This is a genomic window from Streptomyces incanus (assembly GCF_042656345.1).
Classification (GTDB): Bacteria; Actinomycetota; Actinomycetes; order Streptomycetales; family Streptomycetaceae; genus Streptomyces; species Streptomyces incanus.
This window is the reverse complement of the sequence record NZ_JBHSPC010000143.1, coordinates 22,259-37,646: the sequence shown is the minus strand read 5'-3', so window position 1 is coordinate 37,646 and position 15,388 is coordinate 22,259. Positions and strand designations below refer to the sequence as shown.

Sequence of the window (15,388 nt, the reverse complement as noted above, 5' to 3'; positions counted from 1 at the left end):
CAGCCCGTCGACCAGCAGCCGCAGCGACCTGCGGCCCTGCTCGTCCAGGGACTTCAGCAGTTCCTCGTCCGGCTCCGTACGCACGATGGTGCGCTGGTCGGCCGGGACGTGGAGGGAGATCCACGCCTCGGCCTTGTCGTAGCGCGGCCGGGCCTCGTCGAGCGAGGCGAGCGGGTGGTCGGGGTCGAGGTCGCTGAGGATGCGCAGCGCCTGGTCCGCGTGCCCGCCGGTGATGTCGGCGACGGAGGCGAGGGTGCGGTACGGCAGCGGCCGGGGCGTCCTGGGCAGGGCGCCGCCCGCCGTGCCCACCGCGCGGGAGTGCGCGGCGATGTCGCCGGGCAGTGCGGAACCCTCGGTGACCTTGGCGTCGAGCCGGTCCCACTCGTCGTAGAGGCGCTGAATCTCCTGGTCGAAGGCGACCTTGAAGGACTGGTTGGGCCGGCGCCGCGCGTACAGCCAGCGCAGCAACTGGGGTTCCATGATCTTCAGCGCGTCGGCGGGCGTGGGCACGCCGCCGCGTGAGGACGACATCTTGGCCATGCCGCTGATGCCGACGAAGGCGTACATGGGGCCGATGGGCTGCTCGCCGCCGAAGATGCCGACGATCTGCCCGCCGACCTGGAACGACGAACCGGGCGACGAGTGGTCGACCCCGCTCGGCTCGAAGATCACGCCCTCGTACGCCCAGCGCATCGGCCAGTCGACCTTCCAGACCAGCTTGCCGCGGTTGAACTCGCTGAGCCGGACCGTCTCGGAGAAGCCGCAGGCGGTGCAGGAGTAGGTCAGCTCGGTGGTGTCGTCGTCGTAGGAGGCGACGGTGGTGAGGTCCTTCTCGCAGTTGCCGCAGTAGGGCTTGTACGGGAAGTAGCCGGTGGAGCCGGTGCTGCCGTCGTCCTCGGCGGCGGCCCCGGAGCCCTCCGCCGCCTCCAGCTCGGCCTCGTCGACCGCCTTCTGCTGCTGCTTCTTCGCCGGGGCCTTCTTGGTGCGGTACTGGTCGAGGATCGCGTCGATGTCGCCGCGGTGCCTCATGGCGTGCAGGATCTGCTCGCGGTAGACACCGGAGGTGTACTGCTCCGTCTGACTGATCCCGTCGAACTCCACGCCCAGCTCGGCGAGCGACTCGACCATGGCCGCCTTGAAGTGCTCGGCCCAGCTCGGATACGGGGAGCCCTTGGGGGCGGGGACCGAGGTGAGCGGCTTGCCGATGTGCTCGGACCACGTCTCGTCGACGCCCTCGACCCCGGCCGGGACCTTGCGGTACCGGTCGTAGTCGTCCCAGGAGATCAGGTGCCGGACCCGGTGGCCGCGGCGGCGGATCTCGTCGGCGACCAGGTGCGGGGTCATGACCTCGCGCAGGTTGCCCAGGTGGATCGGACCCGAGGGGGAGAGGCCGGACGCGACGACGACCGGTTTGCCCGGGGCCCGACGCTCCGACTCGGCGATGACCTCGTCCGCGAAACGGGAGACCCAGTCGGTGGTCTCGGTGCTCTGAGCCACGATCGGCACGTCCTTCTTTCTGCTCGGGCAGCCCATACGGTCGTACGGCTGGCCTCTCCATTCTCCCAGCCCGGACCGCATCCGCGAAAACCGCTTTTCGCCGCGTGGGATACTCGGCTTCAGTAGTAGTCACCTCCAGTGGTCAACAGCTCCACAACCCGAGCAGAACGGCAGCCACCCCATGGCCTCGGTCACGTCCCTCAGCGACTCCGTCCAGCAGCATCTCGCGTCCGCGCTCTCGGCCACCCGGCCCGAGGCCGCCGGCGCGGACCCGCTGCTGCGACGCAGCGACCGGGCGGACTACCAGGCCAACGGCATCCTGGCGCTGGCCAAGAAGGCGAAGGCGAACCCGCGGGAGCTGGCCGCCGAGGTCGTCTCGCACGTCGTCACCGGTGACGAGCTGATCAAGGACGTCGAGGTCTCCGGCCCCGGCTTCCTCAACATCACGATCGCCGACCGGGCGATCACCGCGAACCTCGCCGCGCGGTACGCGGACACCGGGCGTCTCGGCGTGCCGGTGACCTCGAACCCCGGCACCACGGTGATCGACTACGCCCAGCCGAACGTGGCGAAGGAGATGCACGTCGGCCATCTGCGGTCCGCCGTGATCGGCGACGCGGTGGTCCAGCTCCTGGAGTTCACCGGGGAGACCGTGGTGCGCCGCCACCACATCGGCGACTGGGGGACCCAGTTCGGCATGCTCATCCAGTATCTGGACGAGCACCCGCACGAACTGGACCACAAGGGAGGCGAAGTCTCCGGCGAGGAGGCGATGTCGAACCTGGACCGCCTCTACAAGACCGGGCGGAAGCTGTTCGACTCCGACGAGGAGTTCAAGAAGCGCTCCCGGCGCCGGGTGGTCGACCTCCAGGCGGGCGATCCGCACACGCTCTCCATCTGGCAGAAGTTCGTCGACGAGTCGAAGATCTACTTCTTCTCCGTCTTCGAGAAGCTGGACATGGAGATCCAGGACGCGGACATCGTCGGCGAGTCCGGCTACAACGACATGCTCGCCGAGACCTGCCGCCTGCTGGAGGAGTCGGGTGTCGCGGTCCGCTCCGAGGGCGCGCTGTGCGTGTTCTTCGAGGACGTCCTGGGGCCGGACGGCAAGCAGGTCCCGCTGATCGTCCAGAAGTCGGACGGCGGCTACGGCTACGCGGCGACCGACCTGTCCGCGATCCGGGACCGCGTGTTCCACCTGAAGGCGGACACCCTGCTGTACGTGGTGGACGCCCGGCAGGCACTGCACTTCAAGATGGTCTTCGAGACCGCGCGCCGGGCCGGCTGGCTCGGCGACGACGTGAAGGCGGTCCAGCTGGCGTTCGGCACGGTCCTCGGCAAGGACGGCAAGCCGTTCAAGACCCGTGAGGGCGAGACGGTGAAGCTGGTGGACCTGCTCGACGAGGCGATCGACCGCGCCTCCGCGGTGGTCCGGGAGAAGGCGCAGGACCTGTCCGAGGAGGAGATCGCCGAGCGGGGCACCCAGGTGGGCGTCGGCGCGGTGAAGTACGCGGACCTGTCGACGTCGGCGAACCGGGACTACAAGTTCGACCTCGACCAGATGGTCTCGCTGAACGGCGACACGTCGGTGTACCTCCAGTACGCCTACGCCCGTATCCAGTCGATCCTGCGCAAGGCTCCCGAAGACGTACGCCCGTCCGCGCACCCGGAGCTGGCCCTGCACGAGGCCGAGCGGGCGCTGGGCCTGCACGTGGACGCGTTCGCGGAGACGGTGGCGGACGCGGCACGCGAGTACGCCCCGCACAAGCTGGCCGCGTACCTGTACCAACTGGCGTCCCTGTACACGTCGTTCTACGACAAGTGCCCGGTGCTGAAGGCCGAGACGCCGGACCAGGTGGCCAACCGCCTGTTCCTGTGCGACATCACGGCCCGCACGCTGCACCGGGGCATGGCACTGCTGGGCATCAGGACGCCCGAGCGGCTCTGAACGCCCTCGCCTCCGCCGGCACACGCAGGCACGCGGCCCGTCCTCTCCCCGCTGGGAGGACGGGCCGCGGCAGTCGGTGCCGGGCGGTGCCCCGTACGTGTCGCCGCACCAGTCGGCGAAGGTCTTGAACGCCGCCTGGGTGCCCGAACCGGCGATTCCGTCGCTCGCTCCGGTGTAGCCGTGGTGCGCCTCGAGGTGACGCTGAAGGGCCTTCCCCCTGTTGGTGCCGAGTTCCCCGTCGATCGAGTCGGTGTAGCTCCAGTGCGCCCGCAGCCGGCACTGGAAGCCCTGGACGCGAAGGCGTACCTCTACACCCCGATGACGAGAACGGCTCCGGGCGCTCTCGTACGGGCCTGCTTCCAACCCGTCGGGCAGACACGGCGGGAGGAGTGCTTCGAGGCGACCGTACGCCGACCCGCGCCGCCGACCCGCCCTCCGCGTTACGCGTCGAGCTTCCGGGCGAACTCGGTGGCCCAGTAGGTGAGGATGTTCTGGGCGCCGGCCCGCTTGATGCCGGTCAGGGACTCCAGGACCGCCCGGTCCCGGTCGATCCAACCCTTCTCGGCTGCGGCCTCGATCATCGCGTACTCGCCGGAGATCTGGTACGCGGCGACGGGCACGTCCACGGCGTCGGCGACCTTGGCGAGGATGTCGAGGTAGGGGCCGGCCGGCTTGACCATCACCATGTCGGCGCCCTCGGCGAGGTCGAGCGCCAGCTCACGCATGGATTCACGGGCGTTGGCCGGGTCCTGCTGATACGTCTTGCGGTCGCCCCTGAGCGACGAGCCGACGGCCTCGCGGAAGGGCCCGTAGAAGGCGGAGGCGTACTTGGCGGTGTAGGCGAGGATCGCGACGTCCTCGCGGCCGATCTGGTCGAGGGCGTCACGGATGACGCCGATCTGCCCGTCCATCATCCCGCTGGGCCCGACGACGTGGGCGCCCGCGTCGGCCTGCACCTGCGCCATCTCGGCGTACCGCTCCAGGGTGGCGTCGTTGTCGACGCGGCCCTTCTCGTCCAGGACTCCGCAGTGCCCGTGGTCCGTCGTCTCGTCGAGGCACAGGTCGGACATGACGAGCAGGTCGTCCCCGACCTCGGCCCGTACGTCCCGCAGGGCGACCTGGAGAATGCCGTCCGGGTCGGTGCCGGGGGTGCCCAGGGCGTCCTTCTTGGACTCCTCGGGCACGCCGAACAACATGATCCCGGAGATCCCCGCCGCCACGGCCTCCGCGGCCGCCTTCTTCAGGGTGTCCCGGGTGTGCTGCACCACGCCCGGCATCGCCTCGATCGGCACCGGCTCACCGACCCCCTCGCGCACGAAGGCGGGGAGGATGAAGTCGGCGGGGTGCAGCCGGGTCTCGGCCACCATCCGGCGCACGGCGGGGGTGGTCCGCAGACGCCGGGGGCGGGTGCCGGGAAAAGATCCGTACGTCGTCATACCTCCCACGCTACGCCCGCCCGCCCCATGCCTTTGCCGACGCCGAGTCGGCCCGCGCCGGAACCGCCGACGGCCGCCGGAAGGCGCCCGCCCCGGCCGGAACCGCCGCCCCTTTGTCAGGGCCGCGCGAGGAGTGCGCCGGACACCAGCCCCAGCTCGGCTTCCGCGAGGGTACGGGCCATGTCGGCGATCGGGGCGGCACGGTGTCCGGCACCGGTGTTGACGTAGGCGCTGGTCCCGTCGATCGCGACGAGGATGCGCGCGGCCGCGGCCCAGGGGTCGGCGCAGCGGAAGTCCCGCGCCTCCACCCCGGCGGCGATGAGCCGCTCGATGCGCCGACACCAGAGCAGTTCCTGCTCGACGACGTGATCACGGAGCACGGGCCGGTAGCGTGCCAGATGCCGGGCGTTGAGCCAGAGCCTGCTGACGTTGTCGAAGTCGGCGCTCGAGGTGAGCGAGAAGAGCCGCCGCAACGCACGCACCGCACCGCCGGGGCCGGGGTCGGCGGACATCTCCGGCAGCAGGCTGTCGAGCTCCGCCATGGTGGCGCTGGTGAAGGCCTCGGCGACGAGTCTGTCGGCCGCGGGGAAGTAGTGGCCGACGAGCCCGGACCGGACGCCGAGCTCGTCGGCGACCCGGCGCAGGGTGACGCACTCCAGCCCTTCGGCGAGTCCGACCCGCGCGGCGGCGGTGACCATCTCGCTGCGGCGCTCGGCCGGCGCCTTGCGGACACGCTTTTCCGGACCCCTTGACGTCATGCCGGAGATGTTATTGAGTAAGCGACCAATAAGACAATGTGGCATACACCCAATATGTGCGGCCTCGGCGGCCTCAGCCGCCCCACAACACCGCTGCCATGCCACCCGCACCCCCACTCTCTCCGGAGCGCTGATGTACGCCGTCACCGACCCCACCACCGGCGAAGTCGCCGAGCTCTACCCGACCGCCAGTGACGCCGAGGTCGAGGCGGCCGTCACCGCCGCCCACGCCGCCACCGCGTGGGGCCGTACAAGCACCGTCACCGAACGCTCCACCCTGCTGCGCCGACTGGGCGATCTCCACACGGAGCACCAGGCCGAACTGGCGGCGAGCATCGTGCGCGAGATGGGCAAGCCGCTCGCGGAGGCCGAGGGCGAGGTCGGCTTCTGCGCCGACATCTACCACTACTACGCCGACCACGCCGAGAAGTTCCTCGCCGACGAACCGCTCGACGTCACCTCGGGCCCCGGCACCGCCGTCATCCGGCGCAGCCCGTTGGGCGTACTGCTGGGCATCATGCCGTGGAACTTCCCCGCCTACCAGGTGGCCCGTTTCGCCGCCCCGAACCTCGCCATCGGCAACACCATCGTGCTCAAGCACGCCCCGCAGTGCCCGGCCACCGCGGCCCTGCTGGAGCGGCTGTTCACGAAGGCGGGCTTCCCGGAGGGCGCGTACGTCAACGTATACGCCACCAACGAGCAGATCGCCGAGGTGATCGCCGACCCGCGCGTCCAGGGCGTCTCGCTCACCGGCTCGGAGCGGGCCGGTTCGGCCGTCGCCGAGATCGCCGGACGCCACCTGAAGAAGGTCGTCCTGGAGCTGGGCGGCTCCGACCCGTTCCTCGTGCTGTCCACCGACGACCTGGACGCGGTCGTCGACTCCGCCGTCGCCGCCCGTCTCGACAACACCGGTCAGGCGTGCAACGCGGCCAAGCGGTTCGTCGTCGTCCAGGACCTCTACGACGCCTTCGTGGAGAAGTTCACCGCCCGCCTGCTGGCCGGCGCGACCGGCGCACCCCTGTCCTCGGCGGCGGCGGCCGAGAACCTGGGCCGCCAGGTGGACGCGGCGGTCGCCGAGGGCGCCACGCTGCACACCGAGGGCGAGCGCCACGGCGCGTACTTCCCGGCCGGTGTCCTCACGGGCCTCACCACCGACCACACGGCCGCCCGCCAGGAACTCTTCGGCCCGGTCGCCATGGTCTTCCCGGCCAGCGACGAGGACGACGCCCTGCGCATCGCCAACGACACGCCGTACGGCCTCGGCTCCTACCTCTTCACCACGGACCCCGCCCAGGCCGAACGCGTCGCCGACCGCATCGAGGCCGGCATGGTCTTCGTCAACGGCGTCGGCGCCGAGGGCGCGGAACTCCCCTTCGGCGGCATCAAGCGCTCCGGCTTCGGCCGCGAACTCGGCCGCCCGGGCACCGAGGAGTTCGTCAACAAGAAGCTCATCCGCACGGTGGCCCGGTAACCTCTGTCAGCCATGGCCCCAGGCCCGCAGCGGGCAGACGGCCCAGGAGAAGCGCTGTCGTCCTCTGTGCGGACGTACTGCCGCTGAGGGCCCGCGGTGTTCTTGTGGCGTCACAGCTCGTTCGCGTACTGCTCACCCTTGAGAGCCGAGCCGACCGGTACGACGGTGTCGGCCACTCCCGTGCCGGGAATCCTGCCGGTTTCATGGCAATGACGCTGCGCGGGCCCGCCGCACAGGCCGGCCCGAGGAACGCCGGAGGGCGTGTCACGGCCGACTGCCGTGACACGCCCTCGGGACGGTGAATCAGCGCTGGTGGTTGCCGCGGTCGTTGCCGCGGTCGTTGCCGCGCTCGTCACCACGGTCGCGGTCGCGGCCACGGTCATGGCCACGCTCGTCACCACGGTCGTGGCCGCGGCCACGGCCATGGCCGCGGTCACGGTCGCGGTCACGGTCGCGGTCATGACCACGGTCGCGGTCACGGTCACGGTCATGGCCACGGTCGTCACCACGGTCGTGGTCGCGGCCACGGCCCCAGCTCTCGGTGTCGACGACCGAGCCACGGCGGTCCGACAGGGTGGCCCGATCGGAGCGGTTGTCCCAGATGTGCCCGCGACGGTCCTGGTAGACGTCATGGCGGGTGTCACGGCCGGATCCCGTGTGCACCTTGACCGTCGAGTGGCCGTTCAACCGCAGGTGGCGGAAGGTGTACCTGTCGCCCTTGCTGTTGCGCAGGGTCCAGCCCTTCAGGTCGACGCTCTGGCGGGACCGGTTGGTGATGTCCACCCACTCGCCGTTCAGCGAACGGTTGCTGCGGGTGTCCGGGCCGGGAGCGTTGTACTGGACGTCGCTGATGACGACCTGCTGACGGTCGGGGGCCCTGTTCTGGACTGCGGACGCCGGCAGGGCGGCGGCCGCCACGACGGAACCGGTCACCAGGGCGACAGCGGTCAGACGGCGAGCGGCGGAAGAAGCAGACACGTGGTCCCCTTCGCATTCGTGCGCCGGCCCACCCCGCGTATGGGCGGACGGCGCTCTCCGAGTGGTACGTCCCGGCTGACTGCCGAGGTCCCACACTCTGCCGCCGTAGCAGGTTCTTTCGTAGGAAGCCCCCCTACAGGTGACGGAATGCGGACATATCCGCAATACTCGGTTGCAGGATGCACATATATCGTTCGAATGCGGAGTTCGGTTCGATGTACTATGCATCGACCCATGGCCTGTCCGGGTCCGTCGTCGTTCAGCCAGGGTCGCGCCCTGGTACGCCACCACGCTCGCCACCTTGACGTTCACCCGGAAGTGGGTAACAAGGCCGACGGGGCACGGGGGGTGGACGCCCTCCCTGCACCCGGTTCCGCAGGGCCAGGAACGGCGTGCGTTGCCGGCCCGATCCCGGGCTGCGGCCCGGCGCCGAAGAGCGCGCCTGGTCCGGAGACATCGAGTGAGCGCTGAAGGACGTGAGCACGGAGGGCACGCCCGAGGCACCGCGCCATGGCGAGGAGGGCTTGCCCACCCGCGGTGACGATCGAGGCGGTGAGGAGGGCCGACGAGGGAGCGCTGCCAGAGGATTGCAGGAAGGCAAGGACATGGAGAACCCACTCCCCCGCCACTTTCAACGTATAGCGCACCGGGGGGATTGCGGCAAGGCCCCCGGCATGGCGCACAATCGCTCATCGTGAAGCCGACTAACCACTCGACCATCAGCCCTACCAGCGTCTTCGATCTCCCCGAGCGTCTTTCCGCGAAGGCCGACCCGGAGCTGATCGCCGGCGACGAGGCGCACTTCGTGGCCATCGCGGAGAGCCTGGAGCAGGCGATCGCCGAGCTGTCCGGCCTCCGTGACGCCATGCTCAGGGCGCCCGGCGGCGTCGGGCGGGAGGCGATGGACCGGGACTTGGAGGTGCACCGGCTGTCCGCTCGCCTGCGCGCCCTGCGCCGCTTCGGCCTGGACCTGTGCCTGGGGCACATCGTGAGCGCGGACGGTTCCGAGCCCCTGTACATCGGACGGCTCGGCCTCACCGACAGCACGGGCCGCCGTCTGCTGCTCGACTGGCGCTCCCCCGCGGCGGAGCCGTTCTTCGCGGCCACCCACGCCGACCCGATGGGGCTGGCGAGCCGCCGCAGGTACCGCTGGACCGGCGGCCGGATCAGCGACTACTGGGACGAGGTCTTCACCGCCGACGGCCTCGAGGGGCATGCCGCCGCGCTCGACGACCACTCCGCGTTCGTCGCCAGCCTGGGCGGCGACCGGTCGGCCCGGATGCGGGACGTGCTCGGCACCATCCAGGCCGACCAGGACGCCATCATCCGCGCGGGCTCGCGCGGCGCCCTGGTCGTCGACGGCGGCCCGGGGACGGGCAAGACCGTCGTCGCCCTGCACCGCTCCGCTTACCTGCTCTACTCCGACCCCCGCCTCGGTCACCGCCGGGGCGGCGTGCTGTTCGTCGGCCCGCACCAGCCGTACCTGGCGTACGTCGCCGACGTCCTCCCCAGCCTCGGCGAGGAGGGCGTGCAGACCTGCACCCTGCGCGACCTCGTCCCCGAGGGGGCCACGGCGACGGCCGAGACGGACCCGGAGGCGGCCCACCTGAAGTCGTCCGCCGACATGGTGAAGGCGATCGAGACGGCCGTACGGTTCTACGAGGACCCGCCCGCCCGGGGCATGACGGTGACCACCCCCTGGGCTTCCGTCCCCCTGACCGCCGAGGACTGGGCCGAGGCGTTCCAGGCGGCGGAACCCGGCACCCCGCACAACGAGGCCCGCGACCAGATCTGGGACGAGCTGGTCACGATCCTCGGGGACAAGCACGGCGACGACGTCCCGCCGAACCTGCTCCAGCGGGCACTGCGCGCCCACCACGAACTGGTCACCGCCCTCAACAACGCCTGGCCGCTCCTCGAACCCACCGACATCGTCTCCGACCTCTGGTCCGTCCCCGCCTACCTGCGCATGTGCGCCCCCTGGCTCGGCCCCGACGAGGTCAAGCGCCTGCGGCGCGAGGGCGAGGACGCCCAGGCCTGGACGGTGTCCGACCTCCCGCTCCTGGACGCGGCCCGGCAGCGGCTCGGCGACCCGAAGTCGTCCCTGCGCAAGCGCCGCCACGACGCCTCCGTCGCCGCCCAGCGCGAACGCATGGCCGGCGTCATCGACAACGTCATCGCCTCCGACGACGACGGCGAGGGCGCGGTGACGATGCTGCACGGACAGGACCTGCGGGACAGCCTGATCGACAGGAGCGCCCTGCCCACGGCCGAACCGGACGTGCTCGCGGGCCCGTTCGCCCACGTCGTCGTGGACGAGGCCCAGGAACTCACCGACGCCCAATGGCAGATGCTCCTCCTGCGCTGCCCGTCCCGCAGCTTCACCATCGTCGGGGACCGCGCCCAGGCCCGGCACGGCTTCACGGAGTCGTGGCAGGAACGGCTCCAGCGCATCGGCCTCGACCGCATCGACGTCGCCTCCCTGAACATCAACTACCGCACACCGCAGGATGTGATGACGGAAGCCGAGCCGGTCATCCGCGCCGCCCTCCCGGACGCCAACGTCCCGACCTCCATCCGCGCAGGCGGCCTCCCCGTCGTCCACGGCCCGGTCTCCGACCTGGACGCGATCCTCGACACCTGGCTCGTCGACCACGCCGACGGCAACGGCATCGCCTGCGTCATCGGCGACCCCACGTTCCGTTCGACGCCCCGCGTCCGCTCCCTGACCCCGGAACTGTCGAAGGGCCTGGAGTTCGACCTGGTCGTCCTCGTCGACCCGGACAGGTTCGGCGAGGGCATCGAGGGAGCAGTCGACCGCTACGTGGCGATGACCCGGGCGACCCAGCAACTGGTCGTCCTCACTTCCTGACGCTCCGCTCCCTCGGCCAGGCCACCTGTGCCGCACCGGTCCGGTCCGGCCCGAGCCCCCGTCGCAGGGCATGTGCTCAGGCCGCGCATGCGCCCTCGCTCATCGCCCTCGGGCCGGACCGGCAATCGCGGCAGCGGCCCGGTTCCGGGGCGCGGAAGGCCCGGTCACAGCCGTCGCAGTCCTGGAAGGGATGCGGGCGGTGAGCGCTGCCCGTGTTCGCGGCCATGGAGGGCGGGGGCGCCGGAGTCGCGGGAAGGGGAGGGGGCAGCAGTTCGCGGAGGCGGTAGGCGATCACGCCGGCCGGGTGCTTCATGACGGCGGGGAGATCGGCGGTCAGCGTGCGGTGGACGGCGGCGGCGGTGGCACCTCGTTCGAACCAGTCGACGACGCCCGGGGCCAGTCTGTTCACGTCCCTGAGGGACAGGGTGAGGCGCTCGTCGGTGCGGCGCAGGCCCGCGAGGAGGGTGACCGCCTTCTCGCCCAGCGGGTCACGACGAGCGGACCGACGCGGCGGGTTCGCGGGAGCGGGGACCTCCACGGGCGTCACAACCGGGACGACCGGAGCAACCGGGACGACCGGAGCAACCGGGACGACCGGAGCAACCGGGACGACCGGAGCAGGGGAAACCACCGGCTGGCTACGCCAATGGACCGGAAACCCCGAACTCGACGGTGACGCCTACCGGCTGTTCGGACAGAACGGAGCCGGCGGCCTCGCCGCCGTCTGGTACGGACGGCCCGGCCGGCCCCTCGCCGAACAGCCCGTGGTGTTCATGGGCTCGGAGGGCGAGTGCGGCGTGGTCGCCGGGAACCTGTCCGACTTCCTGTGGATGCTGGCCGACGGCATCGGACCGCTGGAGGCCGTGCTGTACGAGGGCCACGAGTCGCGCCCCGACGCGGCCCTCACCGCACTCGCCGAACGCCACGCCACCACCCCACGCCGCCCGGCCCGCGACATCATCACCGAGGCCTGCACCGAATTCCCGACCTTCGCCGAGGACATCGACGAACTCTGCCGCTGATCCGGGAGGGGAGTGGTCATCGGGAACGGCCCTCGCACCACGTCTCCGCCCGTGACCGCCCGAACGCGACGGCTTTCGCCGGCCCGAAGCTCAGTCCTCCGGCCCCCGGAACACACGCATGCCGGCTCCGGTCCGAGGCTCTTCGACGAGGGCTACACGGGACAGCTCGCGAACGCCGCTGACACGAGGGTGCGCACGATGCAGCTCCCTGACGATCGCTCGCATGCTGGGCCGGTCCCGCACCTCTGCGGGCGTCACGCGGAATGCCTCCAGCAGAGACCGCGCGGTCTGCTCGGGCTTCCCCCACTGCCACCAGGCACGGGCCATATCGGTGTGCAGGCGCCCTTGTCGTTCCGCGGTGGTGAACTGCTCCTGGCGGAGCTGTTCACCTGCCCTGATCGCGGCTCCGGCGTCACCGAGTGCCCAGTGGACACCCACTTGGTAGAGCCGTACGGAGGCCGGAGTGACGGCGAAAAGACGACCGGCCGACGCTACGGCGGGTAGCTCACGGGCAGCACGCATGGCCTCTTCGATCATCGACAGCGCCTGGTCACGGTCACCCGCACGAGCCGCCGTGTACGACGTGGTGCACAGCAGTTGCGCGTACGCCGCTGCCTGCGCCTGAGTACTCAGACCGGTGGCCTCGATTCTGGAAGCCGCCTTGAGAACGAGCCGCTGCGCCGTGTCCGCCTGATTCTGATGCCGTAGCACGATGCCCAACTCACGAGCCGCTGCTGCGGAGGCCAGTGAAGAGCCGGACAGATCCGCGTAGAGGCTCGCACGGTCTGCGGTGAGCCGCGCCTGGTCGTACCGCCCGATCTTCACCAGAACCTGAGCCATCAGCGAGTAACAAGCTGACAGACGTGCGTAGTCGGTCTCCGCACGGTCCCCGATCCGGGCGTGAGCCGTGGCAAGGAGGTCCGGCAGCGCCTCCAAGAGATCGCCGTACCTGCCGGTGTCGAAAAGCGCACGCGCACGGGCCAGACGCACATCGAGAGGCACCGGTGAGCCCGAAGGCGCGGGCATTTCCGCAAGGGCCGAGTCCACTCCAAGCAGAAGAGACGTAGGGACAGCCAGCCCTGCCGCTGCAAGCAGCGTACGGCGTCGCATCGGGTCCTCCTCCGTGTGGCGTGGACCATTCGGCGCAACATTAGTGGCTTGCGGGCCCGTCAGCCCGAGTGCCGCTCCCAGGACATCCGGCGGCACCCCGACTTCGTACGCGGCTCGCTGCAGGAGACGCAGATCGCTGATGCGACCGGACTTCTCCAGCCGGGAGACGGTCGACGCCGAACAGCCGAGCCGCCGGCCGAGGTCGGTCTGTCGCCAACCGTGCCAGGTCCGGCCGAGCCTGACCAGCCCTCCAGGGTCGCACCGCTCCATGAGTAAGCGGACCCTGGACGAGTTCCACAAAGGGTCGGTGGTGCGCTGCATCGCGCCTCCCCCACGGCAGGAGCAGGACCATCTGTCCACGGTAGAGGTTGCGGAGCGGCGCGCCCATGGGATGTGCATCTTCTGCACACGGCCTGCGTGGACTGCGCGTTGATGACAGCCGGGGCCGACAACGTGATGCCGTGGTGATGCGGCCCGCCGGTAGGGAGCGGGCGCACGGCACACGGGAGGAGAGCCACTGTGGCAACAGCCCTTGAGAGCACCCCGAAGACGGCATCCGCGATGCGGGACCCCAGGGAGTACGTCGAGCCGGAGGTCTGGGAAAGGGAGATCCAGCTCCTGATCCGCGACCACCCGTTCGACGAGGTCATGGCCGAGCGACTGTTCGGTGCGGCAGTCTCGTACCTGGTCACGGCGATGGAGAAGTGGGGCCAGGGACTGGAGATGTGCTGCGGCCGGCTGGTCGACATCGCCGTCCACGTCTTCATCCTGGACACCAAGAACTACCGCGAGTTCTGCGCCCGGCACTTCGGCGGCCGGTTCCTGGAGCACATCCCGGAGATCGAGTTCAAGTACGACGGCTCGGTGGAGCGCACTGCCCACATCATCGCGGAGAACGGCTTCCCCGTGGACTGGAAGCTGTGGGAGCGCGACTTCGCGAAGTGCGGTCCGTGCAGGCCGGGCGAGAACTGCCACTGATCGGACGGGTCCGACCGGGTCCGGGTGCCCTTGGCGGGCACCCGGACCCGTTCATGTCTTCATGGCGTGTCGCGGGTGTGCCGCGGCTACGGTGCTCCAGCACCGTCCCCGCTCCCCTTCAAGGACACCCATGCCCCGCACGTCACACGATCCCGTCCTCTTCTGGGACCGTTACAAACCGGACCGGGACGGACCGTCGCCACCTCCTGACGCGACGGCTTTCGAGTGGACGCAGTACGAAGGTCATGGCCCGGGAGCCGAACTGCTCGGTCAACCACGTACGGCGCTGGAACTGGGGGCCGCCGAGTGCCGAGAGGCGTCGTGGCTCGCGCGCCGAGGAGTACACGTCACAGCACTGGACCTGTCCCCCGTACAGGTCGAGCGCGCACGCAGGTGGTGGAAGGACGTTCCCGGCCTGACGATCGAGGAGGGGGAGGCGTGCTCCTTCCTCCGCGCGTCCGACCAGACGTACGACGCGGTCTACTCGATCTGGGGAGCGGTGTGGTTCACCGACCCCGAAGAGCTCTTTCCGCTGGTGGCCGAACGGCTTTCGCCGGGCGGGGTGTTCGCGTTCTCGCACGGCGAAACCCCCCAGCACCTCCAGGGCCGCCGGCCCGTGTATGGGAAAGGCCCGGAAGGCAGGGAGATGACCGTGGACCGCTGGTGTCATCCCCCCGAGGTGTGGGCCGACCTCGCACACGGGCACGGCTTCCGTGACGTCCGGGCGCGATGTCTTCCCGCGCCCGCCGATCAGGCACTGGGCACGATCATCGTCGAAGCGCGACTTCCTGCCTGACCGGGCAGGTGGCCAAGGGGCTCCCCGGCCGGCGAAGAGCCGGTCATCGGACGAGGTCCAGCTCCGCCCACACGGTCTTGGCGGGCACCGGTCCGGTGCGCACTCCCCAGCGGTCCGCCAGCTGCTCGACGAGTAGGAGCCCGTAACCCGACTCCGCTGAGGTCTCGGGGGTCGCCCGGGGGCTGACGGGCAACCGGTCGCCACGCGTGTCCGCCACCTCGATGCGGAGGGTGGCGGACGCTGTGACGGTAAGGGTGAGCCGGAAGCTCCGGCCGGGGACGTGGCCGTGCACAGCGGCGTTCGTGGCGAGTTCGGCGACGATCAGCCGGGCCGGGTCCAAGGCCAGTCCCCAAGCACGCAGTTGCTCGGCGGCGAGCAGACGGGCGAGACGGGCACCCCGGCGGGTGGCGGAGAGCGGAACGGTGAAGTGGTGGAGCGGGGTGCGCGAGGCGACGGTTTCTTGATTCACGTCACTCAGCGTGTTCAGTCACGCGCCCTTTGTGAAGGTGGGTGGCCCGTGCG

12 protein-coding genes and 1 pseudogene are annotated in these 15,388 nt (G+C 70.4%); 6 read left to right on the top strand and 7 right to left on the bottom strand.

Going from position 1 to position 15,388, the window contains the following annotated elements:
* On the bottom strand, positions 1 to 1,506 hold a 1,506-nt coding region (gene lysS, locus ACFP2V_RS34855; protein WP_381219414.1), incomplete at its 3' end, for a lysine--tRNA ligase.
* A gap of 172 nt (positions 1,507 to 1,678) precedes the next feature.
* Between lysS and argS the strand changes: the two genes are divergently transcribed.
* On the top strand, positions 1,679 to 3,445 hold the full coding sequence (gene argS, locus ACFP2V_RS34850) for an arginine--tRNA ligase (protein ID WP_381219412.1): 1,767 nt from the start codon (positions 1,679 to 1,681) through the stop codon (positions 3,443 to 3,445).
* A 440-nt stretch (positions 3,446 to 3,885) separates the two neighbouring features.
* Here the strand turns inward: argS and hemB are convergent, their stop codons facing one another.
* Entirely contained in the window at positions 3,886 to 4,881 is a 996-nt protein-coding gene (gene hemB, locus ACFP2V_RS34845) for a porphobilinogen synthase (protein ID WP_381219410.1), read from the bottom strand.
* Positions 4,882 to 4,997: 116 nt separating this feature from the next.
* Positions 4,998 to 5,639: a TetR/AcrR family transcriptional regulator gene (locus ACFP2V_RS34840; protein ID WP_381219408.1), complete on the bottom strand. Its 642-nt coding sequence runs from the start codon at positions 5,637 to 5,639 to the stop codon at positions 4,998 to 5,000.
* Positions 5,640 to 5,772: 133 nt separating this feature from the next.
* Here ACFP2V_RS34840 and ACFP2V_RS34835 point away from each other — a divergent pair, with 133 nt between their 5' ends.
* A complete protein-coding gene (locus ACFP2V_RS34835; protein WP_381219406.1) occupies positions 5,773 to 7,110 on the top strand; it encodes an NAD-dependent succinate-semialdehyde dehydrogenase in 1,338 nt (445 codons plus the stop codon).
* 303 nt (positions 7,111 to 7,413) lie between these two features.
* Here the strand turns inward: ACFP2V_RS34835 and ACFP2V_RS34830 are convergent, their stop codons facing one another.
* On the bottom strand, positions 7,414 to 8,088 hold the full coding sequence (locus tag ACFP2V_RS34830; protein ID WP_381219404.1) for a lamin tail domain-containing protein: 675 nt from the start codon (positions 8,086 to 8,088) through the stop codon (positions 7,414 to 7,416).
* Between the two features lie 694 nt (positions 8,089 to 8,782).
* Between ACFP2V_RS34830 and helR the strand changes: the two genes are divergently transcribed.
* Entirely contained in the window at positions 8,783 to 10,960 is a 2,178-nt protein-coding gene (helR, locus tag ACFP2V_RS34825; protein WP_381219402.1) for an RNA polymerase recycling motor ATPase HelR, read from the top strand.
* 76 nt (positions 10,961 to 11,036) lie between these two features.
* Here the strand turns inward: helR and ACFP2V_RS34820 are convergent, their stop codons facing one another.
* Complete coding sequence (locus ACFP2V_RS34820; protein ID WP_381219420.1) at positions 11,037 to 11,507, bottom strand: hypothetical protein; 471 nt, start codon at positions 11,505 to 11,507, stop codon at positions 11,037 to 11,039.
* Between the two features lie 70 nt (positions 11,508 to 11,577).
* Here ACFP2V_RS34820 and ACFP2V_RS34815 point away from each other — a divergent pair.
* Positions 11,578 to 11,982, top strand: a pseudogene (locus tag ACFP2V_RS34815) (SMI1/KNR4 family protein); the annotation flags it as partial.
* A gap of 90 nt (positions 11,983 to 12,072) precedes the next feature.
* On the opposite strand, the gene ACFP2V_RS34810 reads toward ACFP2V_RS34815, so the two are convergent.
* Entirely contained in the window at positions 12,073 to 13,413 is a 1,341-nt protein-coding gene (locus ACFP2V_RS34810) for a helix-turn-helix domain-containing protein (protein ID WP_381219400.1), read from the bottom strand.
* A gap of 198 nt (positions 13,414 to 13,611) precedes the next feature.
* Here ACFP2V_RS34810 and ACFP2V_RS34805 point away from each other — a divergent pair, with 198 nt between their 5' ends.
* Both ACFP2V_RS34805 and ACFP2V_RS34800 read left to right on the top strand, forming a co-directional pair.
* The gene (locus tag ACFP2V_RS34805) at positions 13,612 to 14,070 is read left to right on the top strand and encodes a glycine-rich domain-containing protein (RefSeq protein WP_381219398.1); all 459 of its coding nucleotides are present in this window, start codon (positions 13,612 to 13,614) and stop codon (positions 14,068 to 14,070) included.
* Positions 14,071 to 14,200: 130 nt separating this feature from the next.
* Positions 14,201 to 14,866, top strand: a complete 666-nt coding sequence (locus ACFP2V_RS34800) for a class I SAM-dependent methyltransferase (RefSeq protein WP_381219396.1) — start codon at positions 14,201 to 14,203, stop codon at positions 14,864 to 14,866.
* Positions 14,867 to 14,909: 43 nt separating this feature from the next.
* Here the strand turns inward: ACFP2V_RS34800 and ACFP2V_RS34795 are convergent, their stop codons facing one another.
* Complete coding sequence (locus ACFP2V_RS34795; RefSeq protein WP_381219418.1) at positions 14,910 to 15,344, bottom strand: ATP-binding protein; 435 nt, start codon at positions 15,342 to 15,344, stop codon at positions 14,910 to 14,912.
* Positions 15,345 to 15,388 lie beyond the last annotated feature (44 nt).